Here is a 20,805-nt window from a genome sequence, read left to right as displayed (position 1 = left end):
CATCCGCACACCCGACTGTTTCTTCACAAGGACGTGAATCAGATGCGTACATCCACCCGGATCTCGGCCGTCGCCGTCGCCGGTGCACTCACCCTGACCGGCCTGACCGCCTGCGGCGGCGGCTCCACCTCGGCCTCCGGTGGCAAGAACGACAAGGTCAAGATCATGGTCGGGGGCCTGGACAAGGTCATCTACCTGCCCGCGATGCTGACCGAGCGGCTCGGCTACTTCAAGGAGGAGGGAGTGTCGGTCCAGCTACTGACCGAGCCCGCGGGTGTCCAGGCCGAAACGGCACTCGTCTCCGGCGACGTCCAGGGCACGGTGGGCTTCTACGACCACACCCTCGACCTTCAGGTGAAGGGCAAGCAGGTCGAGTCGGTCGTCCAGTTCTCCCGGGCTCCCGGCGAGGTCGAGATCGTCTCCAACAAGGCGGCGGGGGACGTCAGGTCGGCGAAGGACTTCAAGGGCAAGAAGCTCGGTGTGACGGGCATCGGCTCCTCGACCGACTTCCTCACGAAGTACCTCGCCGTGAGCAACGATGTGAAGACCAGTGAATTCACGCCCGTGGCGGTCGGAGCGGGGCAGACGTTCATCTCCGCCCTTCAGCAGGGTTCCATCCAGGGCGGTATGACCACCGATCCGACGGTCGCCACCATCCTGGACAAGAAGCTCGGCCGGATCCTCATCGACATGCGGACCCCCGAGGGCTCCAAGCAGGCACTCGGCGGGCTCTACCCGTCCTCCAGCCTCTACATGCAGACCGAGTGGGTCAACAGCCACAAGGAAACCGTCCAGAAGCTGGCCAACGCCTTCGTCAAGACCCTGAAGTGGATGTCCACGCACAGCGCCGACGAGATCGCCGCGAAGATGCCCGCCGACTACGCCCAGGGCGGTGGCAAGGCTCTGTACGCACAGGCGATCAAGAGCACGCTGCCCATGTTCACCACGGACGGCGTCATGCCCGCGGACGGACCCGCCACCGTCGAGCGGGTCCTGAAGGCCTTCAACCCGAACCTGAAGAACGCGAAGGTGGACCTCGCCAAGACGTACACCACGGAGTTCGTCAAGAAGGCAGGCTGACCGAGGGCGTCGACGACGCCTGCGCACACCGGACCGCGGAGCCCCGACCTGAACGATTCGTCAAATCAGGCGAGTTGTTCAGCCGGAGCTCCGCTTTCCGCGTTCATCCGCCTACTGCTTCCAGTTCGGCGGCTGGGCGGGATCGAGTGTCCGCCAATGGGCGAGGACCTTGGGGTCCTGCGCATCGAGCCACTCGGTCAGTTCGCGGAAGGACACACAGCGCACCTCCTTGCGCGGGCAGACCTCTCGCATCGTTTCCTCGACGGCATCCATATAGATCCCGCCGTTCCAGTCCTCGAAGTGATTTCCGATGAACAGCGGTGCGCGGCTGCCGTTGAAAACCCGCTCGAATCCGGCGACGTAGGCATCCCGCGACTCCTGGCGCCACGTCTGGTACTTGCCCGGGTCGCCCTCGGTGCTGCCTTCCGACTGGTTGTAGAGGAAGTTGAAGTCCATGGACAGCACCTGGAAGTCCTTGCCGGGGAACGGCAGCATCTGCAGCGGGAGGTCCCAGATGCCGTTCTTCTTGGACGGCCAGATCTGGAAGTCCCCCGGGGAGCTGGCGTCGTATCGCCAGCCGAACGGCTTGGTCGCCGGCCGAAGGGTCTTCTGGCCTTCGAGGCAGGGGGCCCGACCGCCGACGACCTCGCGGGTGGGGTCGAAGGGCAGCGGATCGAGCTCCTTGAAGCCTGTGTTCGTCTTCCAGTTCTGTACGAAGGAGTAGAACTGGTTGATCTCGCTGATCCACTCGTTCGTACTCCAGTCCCCACCGCCCTTCTTGTCGCAGAAATGGCCGTTGAAGTGCGACCCGATCTCGTTGCCCTCCCGCCAGGCGCCGCCGAGCTGCTCCAGCGTCATGCGGATGTGTTCGCGCGTCGGGTAGGAGATCGCGGCCGCTCCGGGCTTGTGCTGGGGCGGCTCGTAGAGGTTGCTCTTCTCCTTCGGGAGCAGGTAGATACCGGTGAGGAAGAACGTCATGTGTGCATTGCTCTCCTTCGCCGCACGGCGGAAGCGCGAGAACATGCGATCGTCGCCCTCCAGCGCACCGTCCCACGAGAACACCACGAACTGGGGTGGTTTCTCACCCGGCTTGAGTCGCTCGGCCTTCAACTGGCCGGGCTGCGGCCCGGTGTAGGACGTGGAACCGTCTCCCAGAATCTTGACCTTCCCGTCCCACTTCTCCTCTTCCGTCTTCTTTCCGTCACCCCCGCGATGCTCCCGGGCGGTGGGCGTCGGCGCCGCGACGGCGCTCGTGCCCTGCTGAGGGGTCCGGTTGTCCGAGGATTCGTCGGACGCCAGCGGGATGAGCGCCGCGGAACCCGACGCGACTACGCATGCCGTGAGCCCCAGGACGATACGGGGCGTCAAGCGGGCCCGTATTCGGCGAACGGCAGATTTTTCTCTGGTATCTGTCACTTCGTCATGGCTTCCGTGTATGTGTTCCAGATCTGGGACGAGAGCTTCTTGCCGGCCGCCGATTCGCCGCCGAGCCCCTTCAGCGGCAATGGCGCCAGACTCTTCGTCAGGTCCATGCGGTACACGACAACGGCCGTGGACGCGTCCCGGTTGTAACCGACGTACCAGCGCGCGGTGTCGTCCTCGGTGGTTCCGGCCTTGGTGGCGACCGGCGAGGCAAAGGCGGTGCCGCTCGCCCCGCCGGGCCGTGCGAGCGATGCGGTGACCTCGTCGGCGACGGCGGGCCGTACTGCGCGCTTCGCCTGCGGCAGATCCAGCCGGATCGGCTCGCCGTTGCGCGTGACCTTTCGTACCGAGTACGGATCGGTGTGCACGCCGTGAGCCGCGAACGTGCCGTACGCGTCGGCCATGCGGATGGCGCTCGGTGTGGAGTTGCCCATCGAGAACGCGGGAACGGGTGGACCGAAGCTGGACGGGAGCAGCCCGGATGCCTCGGCCGTACTGCGAACCTGCTTCAGTCCCGCGTCCAAACCGAGTTGGAGGAACGGAGAGTTCACGGCCTTCGCCATGGCGTCGTGCAGACTGATGCGGCCGTAGGAGTGGTCGCCGTCGTTCTGGCCCTTGACCATCTTGCCGCTGCTGTCCCAGTAGGGACCTTCGGGCGTGATGACCGGAATGTCGTCGTCACCGTCGTACACGGTCGAGGGCGTCACGCTGGTCCGGGGGCCGTTGCGCTTGCGTGAGATGCCGTGCTCCAAGCCGGCGGCGTAGACGAACGGGGTGAACGCCGAACCGGCGGGGACGGTACTCGCGTTGGATTCGTTGAAGGCCTGCCGCTCGAAGTCCGGTCCGCCGTACACGGCGAGGATCCGGCCGTCCGGGGCGACGGACGAGGCCCCGAACCGGACATGGCGGTCGGCCTTGCGCTGCTCGGGATCGAGCGTGTCGCGCGCTTCCTTCACGGCCCGGGTGAGGGCGGTCATCCGCGGCTTCTCGAACGTCGTGTAGATCTGGTAGCCGCCGAGGTCGAAGCGTGCGTCGGAGATGTGTCCGGCACGCTTGGCGTACGACTCGGCGAGCTGAACGAGGTAACCGTCCTGCCCGGAAGTGCTGTTCGGCCTGTGAGGGGGCTTTGGCTCGGGAAAGGTGGTGTACCGGGCACGCTCGGCCGGGCTCAGCTTGCCGATCTCCACCATGCGGTCCAGCGTCCACTTCCACCGTTCGACGGCGCGGTCACGGTTGCGGGGTTTGATGGCGGGATCGTAGAGCGAGGCCCCCTTGAGCAGGGACGCGAGGAACGCGCCCTCGCTGGCGTTGAGTTGGGTGACCTCCTTGCCGTAGTAGGCCTGGGCCGCGCGCTGGAGACCGTAGGTGCCACGGCCGAACCAGCTGGTGTTCAGATACTCCTCGAGAATCTTGTCCTTGCTCACATGGCGGTCGAGTTTGACCGCGAGCAGCATCTCGGTGAACTTGCGGGAGAAGGACTGGTCCTGCGAGAGGTAGACGTTCTTGACGTACTGCTGGGTGATGGTCGATCCGCCCTGGGTGTCTCCCTCGCCGACCGTGCGCCACAGCGCGCGGGTGATTCCCTGCGTCGATATGCCGTGGTCCGAGTAGAAGTCGGCGTTCTCGGCCGCCAGTACGGCCCACCGGACATCATCGGGAATCTTCGACAGGGGCATCTCCTGGCGGCTCACCCAGCCCGTGCGGGCCATGGGGGTCCCGTCGGCCCAGTAGTAGACGGTGTCCTGCTGGGTGGCGAACGCGTTGAGGTCCTTGGGGATGTCCGTGCGCGCGTAGGCGATGCCCACCACGGTCGTGAGCGTTGCGATGAACATCAGGAACGAACCCACGGCCAGCCGCCACGAGGGCACCCATCTTCGCCAGCCGCACCGGCCCGTGCGCGGATAGTCCGGTTTGCGCGGCAGGCGCAGGTGTGGTCGCTTCACCTGGTTCCGGCGTCCCGTCCCGGGGCGCAGTGCAGACCGAGCGGCGTGCGCCGTTCTGCTGAATAAGTTGTGCTGTGTCATTCCGTCCAGCCATGACAGGCCGGGCCGGCCGCAGACTACGACCGTGCCCGTACACGTGTAGTGGTCATTGCTCCGCCGCCACACTCCATTTCGGCCGGCCCTCGCGGGGCCCTGCGGACGTCTGCCCGCGTCAGGCGGGCGGCGGAGTCATTCGTCTCGGCCGGTGTATGGCATGTGCATCCCCAGGTTCAGTTCAGGCCGTGCGGCTGCCGATTGGACCGAAACGCCCAGACGGCGGCCACACGCTTCCCCCTCGCCGACTCCACCACAGCAACGGCCAAAGCATGACCGAGAGTTGCGGCGCGAAGTCACGTAAAGATAACAGGCCGCCGGGGCGGATCACGCCGACCGGCCCCGATCGGCCTCAGTGGGGTGCGTAGGTGGGCTCGTATCGAACGCCCGGCTCTGCGTCATGTCGCTGCTCGGTTCATTCCGATCCGCTGGGCGCGCGGCTCGCCGCACGGGTTCCACTGAGTGGTCGCCGATGGGTTCGCTTTCGGGTGACTTCGCGGCCGGTTGCCGCTGGAGCCCCGCCCGCAGTGCCTCACCATCGCAACCAGCCGGATCGGCCCGGCGTTGGGAGATCGTTGTGCACATCCTGCTCGTGGCGAGCGCGTTCAACAGCCTTACTCAGCGTGTTCATGCCGAACTGAGGGACCGGGGCCACACCGTAGAGGTGGAACTCGCAGCTCCGGAGCCGTCCGTGCGCGACGAGTCGCTGCGGCGGGCTGTGCGCGAGTTCGCGCCCGACCTCATTCTGGCCCCGCTGCTGAAGACCGCCATCCCCCGGGATGTCTGGGCGGTGCACACCTGCCTCGTCGTCCACCCCGGCCCCCCGGGCGACCGCGGGCCTTCCTCCCTCGACTGGGCCATCCACGAGGGTGCGGACACATGGGGCGTGACGGTTCTGCAGGCCGACGAGGAGATGGATGCCGGGGGCATCTGGGCATCGGCCACCTTCCCGGTGCCCCCGGTGGGCAAGAGCGACCTGTACCGCAACGAAGTCTCCGACGCCGCATTGCAGGCCGTACACCTCGCCGTCGAGCGCTTCTCGTCCGGTACGTACGTTCCTCGACCGCAGACCGGCGGGGATGAGGAGTCACGCATCCGTACGCGGCCGTACCTACGCCAGGAGCACCGTCGCATCGACTGGGAGTCGGACTCCACGGAAGCGGTCCTGCGCAAGCTGCGGGCCGCCGACTCGTACCCCGGCGTGCGCGATGAACTGCTGGGGGACGAATGGTTTCTGCACGGGGGGCACCCGGAGCACGAACTGCGCGGCGGACCGGGCGAGCTGGTGGCCGTACGGGCAGGGGCGGTCTGCCGGGCGACAACCGACGGCGCGGTGTGGATCCCCGAGCTTCGGCCCTGCCGAAGGCCGGGAGGACCCACCACGTTCAAACTGCCCGCTGTGACGGCGCTCGCCGGGCGTCTGCCCGCACTGCCGGAGCACCCTGTGCCGCTGTACGAGGAAGGGCGGCGGCATGGCTGGAGCGACATCGGCTACCGGGAGGTGGGGCAGGCCGGTTTCCTCTCGTTCGCCTTCCCCGGCGGTGCGATGAGCACGGCGCAGTGCCGCCGCCTGCACGACGCCTACCGGCTGGCCTGCCGACGACCCACCTCGGTGCTGGTGCTGGGAGGCGGCCGTGACTTCTTCTCCAACGGCATCCACCTCAATGTCATCGAGGCCGCCGCCGACCCCGGCGAGGAGTCCTGGGCCAACATCAACGCCATGGACGACCTCGTGGAGGCCGTGCTGACCACCACCGACCGGCTGGTGGTCTCCGCCGTGGGCGGCAACGCGGCCGCGGGCGGGGTGATGCTCGCCCTGGCCGCGGACGAGGTCTGGTGCAGGACGGGGGCGGTGCTGAACCCGCACTACCGCCTGATGGGCCTGTACGGCTCCGAGTACTGGACGTACACGCTGCCGCGCAGGGTGGGCTCCGCCGCGGCGGAGCGCCTCACCGGCAAGGCGCTCCCGGTGAGCGCCGAGGCCGCTGTGCGGCTCGGCCTGGTCGACCGGACGGTCGACTGCGACGCGCAGTCGTTCGCGGGCGAGGTCGTCCGGCTGGCGGCCCGTCTCGCCGCGTCGCCCGCGGCACCGTCGCGGACCGCGGCGAAGAAGGCCGAACGGGACCGGGACGAGGCCGACAGACCCCTGGCCGACTACCGGGAGGAGGAGTTGGCCGTGATGCGGCGGACCTTCTTCGACCCACGGTCGCCCTACCACGCACTGCGGCGTGCGTTCGTGCTCAAGGATCCTCCGTCGGGCCGGCCGTCGCACCTCGCCCCGGCCTCGACCGGCAGATCTGCGGGGGACCGGCCCGCCCGGGAGCCCGACGTCACCGGACTGGCGGCACACCATGCCGCACTCGCACCGGGCGCTTGGTACCAAGAACAGTGAAGGTCGATATGTCGGCCTTCGTATGTCTCTTTCCAGGGAGGCATCCTCATGGATGCAGCAACGTCGAACACCGTGGACGCACCTGCTGCGGCCACCGGAGAAGAGTCCCCGATCCACATCCTCTGGATCAACGCGGGGCTGAGCTGTGACGGCGACTCGGTGGCCCTGACTGCCGCGATGCAGCCGAGCATCGAAGAGATCGTCGTCGGTGCGCTGCCCGGTCTGCCCAAGATCGAGGTCCACTGGCCGCTGATCGACTTCGAATGCGGCCCCGTGGGTGGTGCGGACACGTTCATCGAATGGTTCTTCAAGGGCGAGCGCGGCGAGATCGATCCCTTCGTCCTGGTCGTCGAGGGTTCCATCCCGAACGAGACGATCAAGCCGGAGGGGTACTGGTGCGGATTCGGTGACAACCCGGAGACCGGCCAGCCGATGACCACCAGCGAATGGATCGACCGGCTGGCGCCCAAAGCCCTTGCGGTCGTCGCCATCGGCACCTGCGCCACGTACGGCGGCATTCACGCGATGGCCGGTAACCCGACCGGGGCCATGGGCCTGCCCGACTATCTCGGCTGGGACTGGAAGTCGAAGGCCGGTATCCCGATCGTGTGCGTGCCGGGATGCCCGATCCAGCCGGACAACTTCTCGGAGACCCTGACGTACCTGCTGTACCAGGCGGCGGGATCCGCTCCGATGATCCCGCTGGACGACAAGCTCCGTCCGACCTGGCTGTTCGGCGCCACCGTGCACGAGGGGTGCGACCGGGCGGGGTACTACGAACAGGGCGAGTTCGCCCAGACCTACGACTCGCCCAAGTGCCTGGTCAAGCTCGGCTGCTGGGGCCCGGTGGTCAAGTGCAACGTACCCAAACGCGGCTGGATGAACGGCATCGGAGGCTGCCCGAACGTCGGCGGCATCTGTATCGCCTGCACCATGCCGGGCTTCCCCGACAAGTTCATGCCGTTCATGGACGAACCGCCGGGCGCCAAGGTCTCCGCCACCGCCAGTGGTGCGTACGGGGCGGTTATCCGCAGGCTGCGGACGATCACGGCCAGGACCGTGGACAAGGAACCGAAGTGGCGGCACAAGAGGGGCCGGCTGACCACCGGCTACCGGCCCCCGTGGTGAACACGCCCAGGACCTCGACCGCACTCCACACCTCCCGGTGACGACCCCACCTCACGCTTCTCAGAAGGGCTACGGCACACACGATGGCACCGAAAACGAAGGCGGCCGGCGACGGCAGCGGCCTGGTGGAGATGGCCTGGGATCCGATTACCCGGATCGTGGGCAGTCTCGGTATCCACACGAAGATCGACTTCAAGCAGAAGCGGGTCGCGGAGTGCTACAGCACCTCGTCGGTCTTCCGCGGCTACAGCGTCTTCATGCGGGGCAAGGACCCCAGGGACGCGCACTTCATCACCAGCCGCATCTGCGGGATCTGTGGCGACAACCACGCCACGTGTTCCGTGTACACGCAGAACATGGCGTACGGAGTGAAGCCGCCGCACCTCGGTGAGTGGATCATCAACCTCGGCGAGTCCGCAGAGTACATGTTCGACCACAACATCTTCCAGGAGAACCTGGTCGGGGTCGACTACTGCGAAAAGATGGTCCGCGAGACCAATCCCGGCGTCCTGGAACTGGCCGAGCGCACCGAAGCGCCGCACGCCGGGGAGCACGGCTACCGCACGATCGCCGACATCATGCGGTCGCTCAACCCCATCGAGGGCGAGTTCTATCGCGAGGCCCTCCAGGTGAGCCGCTACACCCGGGAGATGTTCTGCCTGATGGAGGGGCGCCATGTGCACCCTTCCACGCTCTATCCGGGCGGCGTGGGCACCATCGCCTCCGTCCAGCTCTTCACGGACTACCTCAGCCGCCTCATGCGCTATGTGGAGTTCATGAAGCGGGTCGTGCCCCTGCACGACGACCTGTTCGACTTCTTCTACGAGGCCCTGCCCGGGTACGAAGAGGTCGGTCGCCGACGGGTGCTGCTCGGCTGCTGGGGAGCGCTCAACGACCCTGAGCACTGCGACTTCACGTACGCCAACATGAGCGACTGGGGACGGAGGATGTTCGTCACCCCCGGTGTGATCGTGGACGGCAAGCTGGTCACCAATGACCTGACCGAGATCAACCTCGGCATCCGGATCCTGCTGGGCAGTTCGTACTACGACGACTGGGAGGGCAAGGAGCAGTTCGTCACCCATGACCCGCTCGGCAACCCGGTCGACCCCCGTCACCCGTGGAACCAGCACACGATCCCGGCGCCGCAGAAGCGGAACTTCGACGACAAGTACAGCTGGGTGATGTCGCCGCGCTGGTTCGACGGGAAGGACCACCTGGCCCTCGACACCGGCGGCGGCCCCATCGCCCGGCTGTGGTCCACCGCGCTCTCCGGACTCGTCGACGTCGGCTACGTCAAGGCCACCGGCCACAGCGTCGTCATCAACCTGCCGCGCACGATGACCAAGCCCGAGACCACCTTCGAGTGGAAGATCCCGAAGTGGAGCAACGCGCTGGAGCGCAACCGCGCCCGCACCTACTTCCAGGCGTACGCGGCCGCGATCGCGCTGCACTGTGCCGAGAAGGGGCTTGAGGAGGTCCGCGCCGGTCGTACGCAGACCTGGGAGAAGTTCGACGTCCCGGACGAGAGCATCGGCGTCGGATTCACCGAGGCCGTGCGCGGCGTGCTGTCGCACCACATGGTGATCAGGGACGGCAAGATCGCCAACTACCACCCGTACCCTCCGACGCCGTGGAACGCCAGCACCAGGGACACCTACGGAACTCCCGGTCCCTACGAGGACGCCGTGCAGAACACGCCGATCTTCGAAGAGAACCCGCCGGAGAACTTCAAGGGCATCGACATCATGCGCACCGTGCGCAGCTTCGACCCCTGCCTTCCGTGCGGCGTCCACATGTACGTCGGTGGAGGCAAGACGGTGCAGAAGATGCACGTGCCCACCGGGCTGAGCGGACTGGGCGGATGAGCGCGACAACACATACCGCGGCAGCGAAGGCGCTCGACGCGGAGCAGGCCGGACGTCGCATCGAAGAGGTGCTCGAGCAACTGACGGCGGCCGGTGACCGGAAGGCATCCGCGGCGGCCGAGGAACTGGTGCGGGTCCTGATGGACTTCTACGGCGCCGGGCTGGCCCGGATCCTCGACGGGCTCCGGGCCGCACCGGGCCGCGAAACCGGCGCCACGCTGGACGAACTCCTGGGCGACGAACTCGTGTCGAGCCTGCTGGTCCTGCACGACCTGCACCCCGAGGACATGGACACGCGCATCGGGCGGGCCCTCGCGGCCGTCCGCGATCCCGTCGAGGTGGTGACCTTCGACGAGAGCACAGGCACTCTGCGCCTGCGTAGCGCCGGCACGGGCGGATGCGGCTGCAGCGGCGCGTCGTCGGCGCAGCAGCCGGTCGAGAACGCCCTGGCCTGCTTCGCACCGGAGGTGACCACGGTCGAGATGGAGTCCGCCTCCGCCACTCAGGAGCCGGCACTCCTTCAAATCGGAACCCGCCCGCCGCAGGGCGCGGCAACCGCCCGGCCGGCCCAGGCCAGAACGTCATGAGCGCGCCCATGACGTGGGCCGGGCTGCCCGCGCCCGCCTCGGGCGTGCACACGCTACGGCGGTTCGCGGCACCGCGTGAACCCCGGCAGGAGCGTTGCGAACTGTGCGGAGTGCCGGTGGCCGAGGGGAACCACCGGCATTTGGTGGACACCGAGCAGCGTTCCCTGGCGTGCGCCTGCACCCCGTGCGCCCTGCTCTTCGAGCGGCCCGGCGCCGCCCACGGCCGGTTCCTGAGAGTCCCGGACCGTTACCTGGCCGACCACGACCACCGTCTCGACGACAACGCGTGGGAACTCCTGCAGATCCCGGTCAGCGTCGCCTTCTTCTTCCGCAACGCCGCACTGGGCCGGCTGGTGGCGCTCTACCCGAGCCCCGCCGGAGCCACCGAGAGCGAACTCGATCCGTCGACCTGGCAGACGGTCCTCGGCGGCAGCCGTCTCTCCCAACTGCTCGAACCCGACGTGGAAGCAATGCTGTTGCGCCGCACCGAGGGCCGGGCCGAGTGCTATCTGGTTCCGATCGACATCTGCTACGAGCTGGTGGGACGCATGCGCCTGCTGTGGCAGGGCTTCGACGGCGGAGCCGAGGCCCGTGCCGATCTGCAGGCCTTCTTCGAACACGTCGAACGCCGAGCCGAGGCAACGGTGGGGGAGCGACGACCATGACGGACTTCACCTTCACCTGCACCGGCGTACGCGCCGACCCGTACGCCGCCGGCCCCACCCTCGTCTTCCGGCTGCGCATCACCGCATCCGAAGAGGCGCGGGTGCACGCACTCGCGCTGCGCTGCCAGATCCGCATCGAGCCGGCCCGGCGCGGCTACGAATCGACTGAGGCCGAGGGCCTGACGGACCTGTTCGGAGAGCGCTCACGCTGGGGCAGCACACTCCAGCCCGTGCAGTTCGCCCAGGTCCCGGTCATGGTTCCCGCGTTCACCGGGGTGACCGAGACGGACGTCGTCGTGCCCTGCACCTATGACCTGGAGATCGCCGCAACACGGTACTTGAACGCGCTGACGGATGGTGAGGTGCCGCTCCTCATGCTCTTCTCCGGCACCGCTTTCACCGGTTCCGGAGGCTTCCGGGTCGAGCCGGTGCCCTGGGACCTGGAGGCGCCCTTCCGGATGCCGGTTGCGGTGTGGCAGGAGATGGTCGACCAGCACTTCCCCGGGTGCGGCTGGATCCGGCTTCCCCGCGACACGATGAGCGACCTGATCGCATTCCGCTCCCGGTACGCATTGCCCTCCTGGGAGGCGACCGTCCGCGCGCTTCTCGACGCGGCCGGGAACATGGCCCTCCCGCCGGCGGACCGGGCATTCGCCGACGCCGGGCTCGCCGGGCTCGCCGAGAGGACGGCGCAATGACCACATCCGCGCTCACTCCCGCGCTGGAATCCCGTTTCGCCGCCGCCCGGGGCGTGGCCGACGCCGTCCTCTTCGAGGGCTATGTCCTGTACCCGTACCGCGCGTCGGCGGCCAAGAACCGGCTCCGCTGGCAGTTCGGGGTGCTCGTACCACAGGCCTGGGCGGCAGCCGCCGAAGAGCACGACTTCCAGCACACCGAGTGCCTGATGGAACCGAAGACCGACGCGACTCTGGCGGCCGAGGCGCGGTTCCTGCACGCCCAACGGCGCACCGTGCAGCGGCTCCGCGACGACGGCACCTTCGAGACCGTCCCCGAACTCCACCTCACCGACCGGGTGCTGGTTCCGTGGGACGAGGGTGCGGAGGAACGGGTCGAAGTGCTCGCCACCGTGGCCGAGCTGACCGGCGACGGAGTCGTCGTCCCCTTCACACGCCCGGCACGCGAGGAGCACGAAACCGTCCGTGACGAGGACGGCCGGATCGTGGGCCGCCTGGTGCGCCGTAGCGAGGAGATCAGCGGCGCTGTGCGGCTGTCCGCTGCCGAACTCGACGGCCCGTACCGGGCGATGCGGCTCACTGTCGTCGTGGAGAACACCAGCACATGGACGCCGGACGCCGGTGACACCGACCGCGACGCGGCTCTGCCCAGGTCACTGGTGGCCGCCCACCTTCTCCTGGGCCTGAGCGCGGGATCGTTCCTGTCGATGACGGACCCTCCCGAGTGGGCCAAGGGAGCAGTCGCGGGCTGCCGGAATCTGCACACCTGGCCCGTACTGGCCGGGGAGCCCGGCCGCGCGGACCTGGTGCTCTCGTCCCCGATCATCCTTGAGGACCACCCGGCCATCGCCCCGGAGAGCCCCGGAGCGCTGTACGACTCCACGGAGATCGACGAGATCCTCGCGCTGCGCACGGCCGCCCTGACGGACCAGGAGAAGCGCGAGGCCCGGGGGACGGACGACCGGGCGGCCGCAGTGATCGACCTGGCCGACTCGATGCCCCCCGAGGTCCTGGAGCGGCTGCACGGCGCGGTGCGGGCCCTGCGGGAAGTCACCGAGCCGGGTGCGCCCGCGGCCGTTCCGTCCGACGGACTTCCGCACATGCCGGAAGGGTCCGACGAGTACGACCTGATCCGGCCGGACCAGCCGTGGTGGGACCCGGCCGCCGACACCGGCGCCGAACCGGCACGCGACCGGATCCTGGTGGACGGCCGGTCGGTGGGCGCGGGCAGCCGCGTACTCCTGCGGCCGGGTCTGCGCCGCACCGACGCCCAGGACCTCTTTCTGCAAGGTCGCAGTGCACTGGTCGAAGCAGTACTCCACGATGTGGACGGGGGAGTGCACCTCGCGGTCACCGTGGAGGGCGATCCGGGTGCGGACATCCGGCGCGAGCAGGGCCGGTTCCTGTACTTCCAGCCCGACGAGGTCGCACCGCTGGAGGACGCATGACAGCGCCCTCGGAGCAGAGAACGACGACTCTGGTGGCGGGCGTCGGCAACATCTTCCTCGGCGACGACGGCTTCGGCGTCGAGACCGTACGACGACTGGCGTCAGAACCCCTGCCCGGCCACGTCGAAGCGGTGGACATCGGGGTGCGCGGAGTCCACCTCGCGTACCAGCTCCTCGACGGATACGACACGCTGGTCCTGATCGATGCCACCGAACGCGGCGGCGATCCAGGAACGCTGTATCTGATCGAGGCCGACCGGCCCGGCCGTATCGCACCGCAGGAGGCTCTGCTCGACGGCCACCGCATGTCCCCCGACGCGGTCCTGGCCCTGCTGGAGACCCTGTGTGCCGGGACGGGCTGCATTCCCCCGAGACGCACGCTGGTCGTCGGATGCGAACCCGCCTGCGTCGAAGAGGGCATCGGCCTCAGCGGTCCCGTGGCCGCTGCCGTACCGGAGGCCGTGAACATGGTCCTGCGCCTTGTGCGGGACGACGAACGGACCGCGCCCACCGCACAGTCGGCGGTCGGCCAGGCCAACAACTGAGGAGAAGAAAACCGTCATGAAGAAGATCATCATCGGCGGCGCGGTCGCCGCCGCCGTTGCCGCACTCGTGGCCCAGGTACTGCCCGACATCAAGCGTTACGTGCGCATGCGGTGCATGTGACGGCACCCGGATCCGTCAGGTCCCGGGCTGCACCGAATGACGTACGTACCGTCCGGCGTCGGCGAGCCAGCCCGGCTGCGGTTGCAACCCACCGGTGTAATGACGGGGGCAGGACGGAGACCCATGCATGAGATGTCCATCGCCGTGGCCGTCGTCGGCCAGGTGGAAGAAGCAGCCCGAGCCGGCGGGGCCGTCGCCGTCACATCCGTCCGGCTCCAGGTCGGCGAGCTGGCCGGAGTGGTCCCCGACGCACTGTCCTTCTGTTTCGAACTGGCCTGCGCCGGAACCGTTCTGGAAGGCGCGGAGCTGGTGGTCGACTCCGTACGGGCGAGAGCACGCTGTGCGCCCTGTGCGGACGAATGGGCGGTCGGAATACCTCCGCAGCTGTGCTGCCCCTTGTGCGGCGAGGCAACCGCGGAGCTGCTCTCGGGCCGCGAACTGCAGATCGCCGACGTCCACTGGGACGAAGGACCTGCGTAGAGACGTACCCGTGAACCGATATCCGAGGAGCGCTGAACCATGTGCCGTGTGGTCGATCTGCAGCAGTCGGTACTCGCGAAGAACGACACGACAGCGCACCGCCTGCGCACCGAACTGGCCGCCCGCGGCACCGCGGTCGTCAATCTGCTCTCCAGCCCGGGCAGCGGGAAGACGGCACTGCTCGAACGCGAACTGGTCCTGGCCCGTGAGACGGGCGTCCCCGTCGCGGCGCTGACCGCCGACCTGGCCACCGAGAACGACGCCATGCGCCTTGCCCGCTCCGGAGCCCCGGTCAAGCAGGTGCTCACCGACGGCCTCTGTCACCTGGAGGCCCGGATGCTGGGCGGGCACCTCGACGGGTGGCTGCCCGAGGACACCCGGCTCCTCTTCGTGGAGAACGTCGGCAACCTGGTCTGCCCGGCCTCGTACGATCTCGGCGAAACTCTGAGGGTCGTCCTCGCCTCGGTCACCGAGGGCGAGGACAAGCCGCTGAAATACCCCACCGCCTTCGGGCTGGCGCACCTGGTGCTCGTCACCAAGACGGACATCGCCGAGGCTGCGGCCTTCGACGAGGACACGTTCCGCGCCCACGTCGAGCAGGTCAATCCCGGTGTGGAGGTGCTCCTCACCTCTGCCCGGCGCGGTGACGGCGTCGGGTCGCTCCTCGAACGGGCTCTGGACGCCGTGAGCGGAGCCCCGGTTCACCGGCCTGTCATGGCCCAGCAGCACCACTCCACGCACACCCATACACACGCAGAGCCCGGCGCTGCGACGGATGCGCCCGGCGCCATGGCGCAGACCCGCGCGTGACGACCCAACGGTCCGGCCCGGCCATGGGTGAGCCGGCGCAACGTCGCCGGGTCACCGTCCGGGGCGTCGTCCAAGGCGTCGGGTTCCGGCCCTACTTGTACACCCGCGCCCTCGCGATGGGCCTGGCGGGACACGTCACCAACACCCCCGAGGGCGTCGTCGCGGAAGTCGAGGGCTCACCTGCCGCCGTGGTCCTGTTCTGCGAAGGGATCGTCGCGAACGCACCGCCCATGGCCGTCCTCGATTCCGTCGAGCACAGGGAAGTCCCCGCCGAGGGCGGTGCCGGATTCACCATCGTCGCCTCCCGGACCGGCGGACCTTCCCGCACGCTGGTCCCCCCGGACGTGGCCACCTGCGCCGACTGCCTCGCCGAGCTGGCCGACCCCGCCGACCGGCGCCACCGGCATCCCTTCATCACCTGCACCAACTGCGGGCCGCGCTTCACCATCGTCACGGATCTGCCGTACGACCGAGCACACACCACCATGGCCCGCTTCCCCATGTGCCCCGACTGCGCCCGCGAGTACGCAGATCCCGCAGACCGCCGCTTCCATGCCCAGCCGGTCGCCTGCCACCGATGCGGGCCGCGCCTCGATCTGCTGGTGGCGTACCCGGATCCGGACAAGGCCCCGCGACGTATCACCGCAACGGACCCGGTCGCCGAGGCCCGCAGACTCCTGGCCGGCGGCGCGATCCTCGCCGTCAAGGGGCTCGGCGGATACCACCTCGCGTGCGATGCGACCAACGCCCGGGCCGTGGCCGCACTCCGCCGCCGCAAGGCCCGTGGAGACAAGCCGTTCGCCCTGATGGCCCGCGACATCGCCGACATCGAACACCTCGTCCATGTCGGCGCAAAGGAGCGGGCGCTGCTCACCGGCGTCGTCCGGCCGATCGTCCTGCTGAGGCGCCGCAGCCGCGCCGTCCCCGGGCCGGACGCCCCGGCACCGTCGGACAACGTCGCCCCGGGCAGCCCCGATCTCGGCGTCATGCTTGCCTACACCCCCCTGCACCACTTGCTCCTCGGCCTGCCCGGCGACCCGGCCGGTCCGCGCCTTCTCGTCATGACGAGCGGCAACGTGGCCGGGGAGCCGATCGTCACCGACGACGCCGAAGCGCTGGACCGGCTCGCCCGTCTGGCCGACGCCTGGCTGACCCACGACCGCCCGATCCAGGTACCGTGCGACGACTCCGTCGTACGCGTCTGCGACGGGGAACTGCTGACCGTGCGCCGCTCACGCGGCTACGCCCCCCGGCCCGTCGAACTGCCGCTCCCGGTACCGGCGATCCTCGCCGCGGGCGGCGACCTCAAGAACACCCTGTGCCTGGCGGAGGGGCGCAGAGCCTGGCTGTCCGCCCACATCGGTGACATGGACGACCTCGCCACACAACATGCCTTCGAGGACGCCGGACAGCAGTTGGAGACCATCACCGGGGTGCGACCCGCACTCCTGGCCGTCGATGGACATCCCGGATACCGCTCGGGACAGCTGACCCGCCGTCTGGCCGGTGAACGGCAGGTCGTACGCGTACAGCACCATCACGCACACATCGCCTCCGCAATGGCCGAACACGGTCTGGACGGCAGCCGACGGGTGATCGGTGTCGCGTTCGACGGCACCGGCTACGGCGACGACGGAGCCGTGTGGGGCGGCGAGATCCTGCTGGCGGACTACGACGGCTACCACCGGTTCGGGCATCTCGCGTATGTCCCTCTGCCGGGCGGCGACGCCGCCGTACGGCGTCCCTACCGCATGGCCCTGGCACATCTGCACGCGGCAGGAATCGGCTGGGCGCAGGACCTGCCGTGCACGGCCGCCTGCCCTCCCGACGAACTGGACGTATTGTCCCGGCAGTTGGAGCGCAATCTCAACTGTGTCCCCACCTCCAGCATGGGCCGGCTGTTCGACGCCGTCTCCTCCCTCACCGGCATCTGTCACCGGGCCGGATACGAGGCCCAGGCCGCCGTCGAACTCGAAACCGCCGCGCTCGGGACGGCCGAGGACGACTGCGCGGGATACGGCTTTGCGCTGCGCTCTCCCGCACGAGGCAGTGGCAGCGCGCTGATCGCCGACCCCGCGCCCGTACTGTCGGCGGTGGTCGAGGACGTGCGCGCGGGTACTGCGCCGGGCGTCATCGCGGCACGCTTCCACGAGTCGGTCGCCGCCCTCGTGCGCAGCACCTGCGTCCTGGCGCGTGAGCGGTACGGCCTGGACACCGTGGCCTTGACCGGCGGAGTGTTCGCCAACACCCGGCTCTCCTCGGCCTGCGCCCGGACGCTTCGCGGACACGACTTCACCGTCCTGCTGCACCACCAGGTGCCCCCGAACGACGGAGGGCTGGCACTGGGGCAGGTGATGGTGGCCGCCCGAACCCGCGCCGCCCGAACATTTGATGGCCGCATCGGTGCGGCGCAGGGGAGTGCGGCCATCCACTGACGGCGTGTCCCGGCAGGACCGGGCAGGCGGATCAACCACAGCAAGGAGAAGCCATGTGCCTGGCGGTGCCCGGCAGAGTACTGGAAATCGAGGAACGGGACGGCACACGCATGGCCACCGTCGATTTCGGCGGAGTGGTCAAGGAAGCATGTCTGGAGTATCTGCCGGACCTTCAGGTCGGCGAGTACGCCATCGTCCACGTGGGGTTCGCCCTGCAGAAACTGGACGAGGAGTCGGCCCGGCAGACACTGGAGCTGTTCGCCCAACTAGGCATGCTCCAGGAAGAGTTCGGTGATCCGTGGGAAATGGCGGCAGAGGCGGGCGGGCTGCCGCTGCCCGGTGCCGGTGAAGCGGCCCAGGAGGCGCAGCAGTGAAGTACATCGACGAATTCCAGGACCCCGCACTGGCCCGGCGACTGCTCGACGAGATCCGCTCCACCGTGACCAGGCCGTGGGCGCTGATGGAGGTCTGCGGCGGGCAGACCCACACCATCATCCGGCACGGCATCGATCAACTGCTTCCGGACCAGGTCGAACTGATCCATGGACCGGGCTGCCCGGTGTGCGTCACCCCTCTGGAGGTCATCGACAAGGCGCTGGAGATCGCCTCCCGCCCGGAGGTGATCTTCTGTTCCTTCGGCGACATGCTCCGCGTCCCCGGCACCGGCCGGGACCTGTTCCGGGTCCGCGGCGAGGGCGGCGACGTACGGGTCGTCTACTCCCCGCTCGACGCGCTGAAGATTGCCCAGCAGAACCCGGATCGGGAGGTCGTTTTCTTCGGAATCGGCTTCGAAACCACCGCTCCTCCCAACGCGATGACGGTCTATCAGGCACGCAGGCTCGGCATCCGCAACTTCAGTCTGCTGGTGTCCCACGTACGGGTGCCACCGGCGATCGAGGCGATCATGCAGTCGCCGAGCTGCCGGGTGCAGGCATTCCTTGCCGCAGGACATGTGTGCAGCGTCATGGGCATGGGTGAGTATCCCGAGCTGGCCGAACGGTTCGGCGTCCCGATCGTGGTGACAGGATTCGAACCGCTGGACATCCTGGAAGGCGTGCGCCGTACCGTGGCCCAGCTGGAACGCGGTGAACACACGGTGGACAACGCCTACCCGCGCGCAGTGCGCCCAGAGGGAAACCCCGCCGCTCTGGCCATGCTGGAGGACGTCTTCGAGGTGACCGACCGGGCCTGGCGCGGCATCGGCGTCATCCCCGGCAGCGGCTGGCGGCTCTCCCCGCGCTATCGGGACTACGATGCCGAATACCGCTTCTCGGTGAACGGTGTCGATACCCGTGAACCCGCTCAGTGCCGCAGCGGAGAGGTCCTGCAGGGCCTGCTGAAGCCTCATGAATGCGAGGCATTCGGCACCATCTGCACTCCTCGCACCCCACTCGGGGCGACCATGGTCTCCAGCGAGGGCGCCTGCGCTGCGTACTACCTCTATCGGCGGCTGGACATGAAGAAGACCGCACCTCTGGAGGCGAGCTCCGTTGGCTGAGACCGTCGAGACCCCCACACGCGGTGACGTAACCGCTTCGGCAACGCCTCCCTCCGGTATCCCGCCGCTCGATCCCACGGCATGGACGTGCCCGGCCCCGCTGCGGGATCACCCGCGCATCGTGATGGGCCACGGCGGTGGCGGCGCGCTTTCCGCAGAGCTGGTCCAGCACATCTTCGCTCCCGCCTTCGGAGGTGAGGTGCTCGCGCAGATGGGCGATTCGGCATCGGTGTCGCTGGGCGGCGCCCGCCTGGCCTTCTCCACCGACTCGTTCGTGGTGCGGCCGCTGTTCTTCCCCGGTGGCAGTATCGGCGACCTCGCGGTCAACGGCACCCTCAACGATCTGGCCATGAGCGGTGCACGGGCCGCCTATCTGTCCTGCGGATTCATCCTGGAGGAGGGCGTCGAGCTCTCTGTCGTCGCGCGCGTGGCCGACGCCTTCGGCGCCGCCGCGCGCAACGCGGGCGTCGAGGTGGCGACGGGGGACACCAAGGTGGTCGAAGCCGGTCACGGCGACGGCATCTTCATCAACACTGCCGGCATCGGCCTCATCCCGGCCGGCGTCGACCTGCGGCCGCAGCGTGTCGTCCCGGGTGACGTCGTGATCGTCAGCGGGGCGATCGGTGTCCACGGCGTGGCGATCATGAGCGTGCGCGAGGGACTGGAGTTCGGCGTCGAGATCGAAAGCGACTGCGCGGCCCTGGGAGGACTTGTGGAGGCCATGCTCGCGGTCACCCCGGACCTGCACGTCCTGCGCGACCCCACCCGTGGGGGGCTCGCCGCATCCCTCAACGAGATCGCGGCCGCGTCGGGCACCGGCGTCGTGATCCAGGAGCGACACGTCCCTGTCCCTCCTCCGGTGGCCAATGCCTGCGCCATTCTGGGCCTCGACCCGATGTACGTCGCCAACGAGGGGAAGCTGGTGGCGTTCGTACCGCGTGAACACGCCGATGCGGTCCTGGACGCGATGCGCGCACACCCGCTTGGCCGGGACGCGGCAGTGATCGGTGAGGTGGTGGACGCCCACCCGGGCATGGTGGTGGCCCGCACCGGGCTCGGCGGTACACGGGTGGTCGACCTGCCGGTCGGGGAGCAACTGCCGCGGATCTGCTGACGACCGCCGCCCTGCGTCGGATCCCACGGCATGCCCGGCCCGAGGGCACGCCGGATTCGGTTGCATCGCACGGGAGTTCACCGACCATGTCGGCGACCTGGCCGGCCTCTGTCCGGCAGTACGGGCCACTACGTAGGGCTTCGACCGCACAGCGATGGAACCGTTCCGGCACAGGGTCGGGACGGTTCTCGTCGTGCGGGTCCGGCACCGACGACAGGTGTTGCGCCGAACCGGCCATTTCGAATTGCCGACCGCACCCCGCGCGCGGCGGACCACTGAGCCGTCCCCCCGCCGGCGCTGGGATCCTCAGCAGGGATGTGGAGGGGCGCGAGGAGCCGTCAAGCGCTGTTCCGGCCAAGAGCGACTCGCGCGCCGGGCAGTGGCGTGGTGACACCGGGGGGTGCGTGCCTAAGGTCTGAGTGCGCGCAGCGGGGCAGACCGGTCGCACCATGGAAAAGGTCAAAGACGCATCGCACAGGGG

At 68.6% G+C, this 20,805-nt stretch carries 18 protein-coding genes; 16 read left to right on the top strand and 2 right to left on the bottom strand.

The window, feature by feature from the left end:
• Window positions 1–42 precede the first annotated feature (42 nt).
• Window positions 43–1,080 (top strand): ABC transporter substrate-binding protein, encoded by a 1,038-nt coding sequence (locus OG953_RS04730; RefSeq protein WP_405682678.1) that lies wholly within the window; start codon window positions 43–45, stop codon window positions 1,078–1,080.
• A 111-nt stretch (window positions 1,081–1,191) separates the two neighbouring features.
• Here OG953_RS04730 and OG953_RS04725 read toward each other — a convergent pair whose 3' ends face one another.
• Window positions 1,192–2,448, bottom strand: a complete 1,257-nt coding sequence (locus OG953_RS04725; protein ID WP_405682677.1) for a hypothetical protein — start codon at window positions 2,446–2,448, stop codon at window positions 1,192–1,194.
• 44 nt (window positions 2,449–2,492) lie between these two features.
• Window positions 2,493–4,334 (bottom strand): transglycosylase domain-containing protein, encoded by a 1,842-nt coding sequence (locus OG953_RS04720; RefSeq protein WP_405682676.1) that lies wholly within the window; start codon window positions 4,332–4,334, stop codon window positions 2,493–2,495.
• A gap of 781 nt (window positions 4,335–5,115) precedes the next feature.
• Here OG953_RS04720 and OG953_RS04715 point away from each other — a divergent pair.
• The 15 genes from OG953_RS04715 (at window position 5,116) to hypE (ending at window position 20,324) form a co-directional block, all read left to right on the top strand.
• Window positions 5,116–6,930: an enoyl-CoA hydratase-related protein gene (locus tag OG953_RS04715; RefSeq protein WP_405682675.1), complete on the top strand. Its 1,815-nt coding sequence runs from the start codon at window positions 5,116–5,118 to the stop codon at window positions 6,928–6,930.
• 48 nt (window positions 6,931–6,978) lie between these two features.
• Window positions 6,979–8,058 carry a hydrogenase expression protein HypE gene (locus tag OG953_RS04710; protein WP_405682674.1) on the top strand — a complete coding sequence of 360 codons (1,080 nt, stop codon included), beginning with the start codon at window positions 6,979–6,981 and terminating at the stop codon, window positions 8,056–8,058.
• A gap of 83 nt (window positions 8,059–8,141) precedes the next feature.
• Window positions 8,142–9,926 carry a nickel-dependent hydrogenase large subunit gene (locus tag OG953_RS04705; RefSeq protein ID WP_383074164.1) on the top strand — a complete coding sequence of 595 codons (1,785 nt, stop codon included), beginning with the start codon at window positions 8,142–8,144 and terminating at the stop codon, window positions 9,924–9,926.
• On the top strand, window positions 9,923–10,513 hold the full coding sequence (locus OG953_RS04700; protein WP_405682673.1) for a hypothetical protein: 591 nt from the start codon (window positions 9,923–9,925) through the stop codon (window positions 10,511–10,513). Before OG953_RS04705 ends, OG953_RS04700 begins: the two co-directional genes overlap by 4 nt.
• Window positions 10,510–11,178, top strand: coding sequence for a DUF5947 family protein (locus OG953_RS04695; RefSeq protein ID WP_405682672.1), 669 nt, complete (start codon window positions 10,510–10,512; stop codon window positions 11,176–11,178). Before OG953_RS04700 ends, OG953_RS04695 begins: the two co-directional genes overlap by 4 nt.
• The gene (locus tag OG953_RS04690) at window positions 11,175–11,876 is read left to right on the top strand and encodes a DUF6084 family protein (RefSeq protein WP_405682671.1); all 702 of its coding nucleotides are present in this window, start codon (window positions 11,175–11,177) and stop codon (window positions 11,874–11,876) included. The genes OG953_RS04695 and OG953_RS04690 overlap by 4 nt, the downstream gene beginning before the upstream one ends.
• Window positions 11,873–13,321 carry a hypothetical protein gene (locus tag OG953_RS04685; RefSeq protein ID WP_405682670.1) on the top strand — a complete coding sequence of 483 codons (1,449 nt, stop codon included), beginning with the start codon at window positions 11,873–11,875 and terminating at the stop codon, window positions 13,319–13,321. The genes OG953_RS04690 and OG953_RS04685 overlap by 4 nt, the downstream gene beginning before the upstream one ends.
• Entirely contained in the window at window positions 13,318–13,866 is a 549-nt protein-coding gene (locus tag OG953_RS04680) for a hydrogenase maturation protease (RefSeq protein WP_405682669.1), read from the top strand. Before OG953_RS04685 ends, OG953_RS04680 begins: the two co-directional genes overlap by 4 nt.
• 16 nt (window positions 13,867–13,882) lie before the next feature.
• The gene (locus OG953_RS04675) at window positions 13,883–13,987 is read left to right on the top strand and encodes a DUF6893 family small protein (protein WP_401265188.1); all 105 of its coding nucleotides are present in this window, start codon (window positions 13,883–13,885) and stop codon (window positions 13,985–13,987) included.
• 123 nt (window positions 13,988–14,110) lie between these two features.
• Complete coding sequence (gene hypA, locus OG953_RS04670) at window positions 14,111–14,467, top strand: hydrogenase maturation nickel metallochaperone HypA (RefSeq protein WP_405682668.1); 357 nt, start codon at window positions 14,111–14,113, stop codon at window positions 14,465–14,467.
• 39 nt (window positions 14,468–14,506) lie between these two features.
• Window positions 14,507–15,277, top strand: coding sequence for a hydrogenase nickel incorporation protein HypB (gene hypB / locus OG953_RS04665; RefSeq protein WP_405682667.1), 771 nt, complete (start codon window positions 14,507–14,509; stop codon window positions 15,275–15,277).
• Window positions 15,278–15,300: 23 nt separating this feature from the next.
• Entirely contained in the window at window positions 15,301–17,712 is a 2,412-nt protein-coding gene (gene hypF, locus OG953_RS04660) for a carbamoyltransferase HypF (RefSeq protein WP_405691626.1), read from the top strand.
• 53 nt (window positions 17,713–17,765) lie between these two features.
• Complete coding sequence (locus tag OG953_RS04655; RefSeq protein WP_093897385.1) at window positions 17,766–18,086, top strand: HypC/HybG/HupF family hydrogenase formation chaperone; 321 nt, start codon at window positions 17,766–17,768, stop codon at window positions 18,084–18,086.
• Window positions 18,083–19,210 carry a hydrogenase formation protein HypD gene (gene hypD / locus OG953_RS04650; RefSeq protein ID WP_405682665.1) on the top strand — a complete coding sequence of 376 codons (1,128 nt, stop codon included), beginning with the start codon at window positions 18,083–18,085 and terminating at the stop codon, window positions 19,208–19,210. The genes OG953_RS04655 and hypD overlap by 4 nt, the downstream gene beginning before the upstream one ends.
• Window positions 19,211–19,268: 58 nt before the next feature.
• Window positions 19,269–20,324 (top strand): hydrogenase expression/formation protein HypE, encoded by a 1,056-nt coding sequence (hypE, locus tag OG953_RS04645; protein WP_405691624.1) that lies wholly within the window; start codon window positions 19,269–19,271, stop codon window positions 20,322–20,324.
• The last annotated feature ends 481 nt before the right edge of the window (window positions 20,325–20,805 follow it).

Source organism: Streptomyces sp. NBC_00057 (assembly GCF_045041165.1).
Taxonomy (GTDB): domain Bacteria; phylum Actinomycetota; class Actinomycetes; order Streptomycetales; family Streptomycetaceae; genus Streptomyces.
The sequence above is the reverse complement of the archived record's forward strand: the minus strand, read 5'-3'. Positions and strand labels throughout refer to the sequence as shown.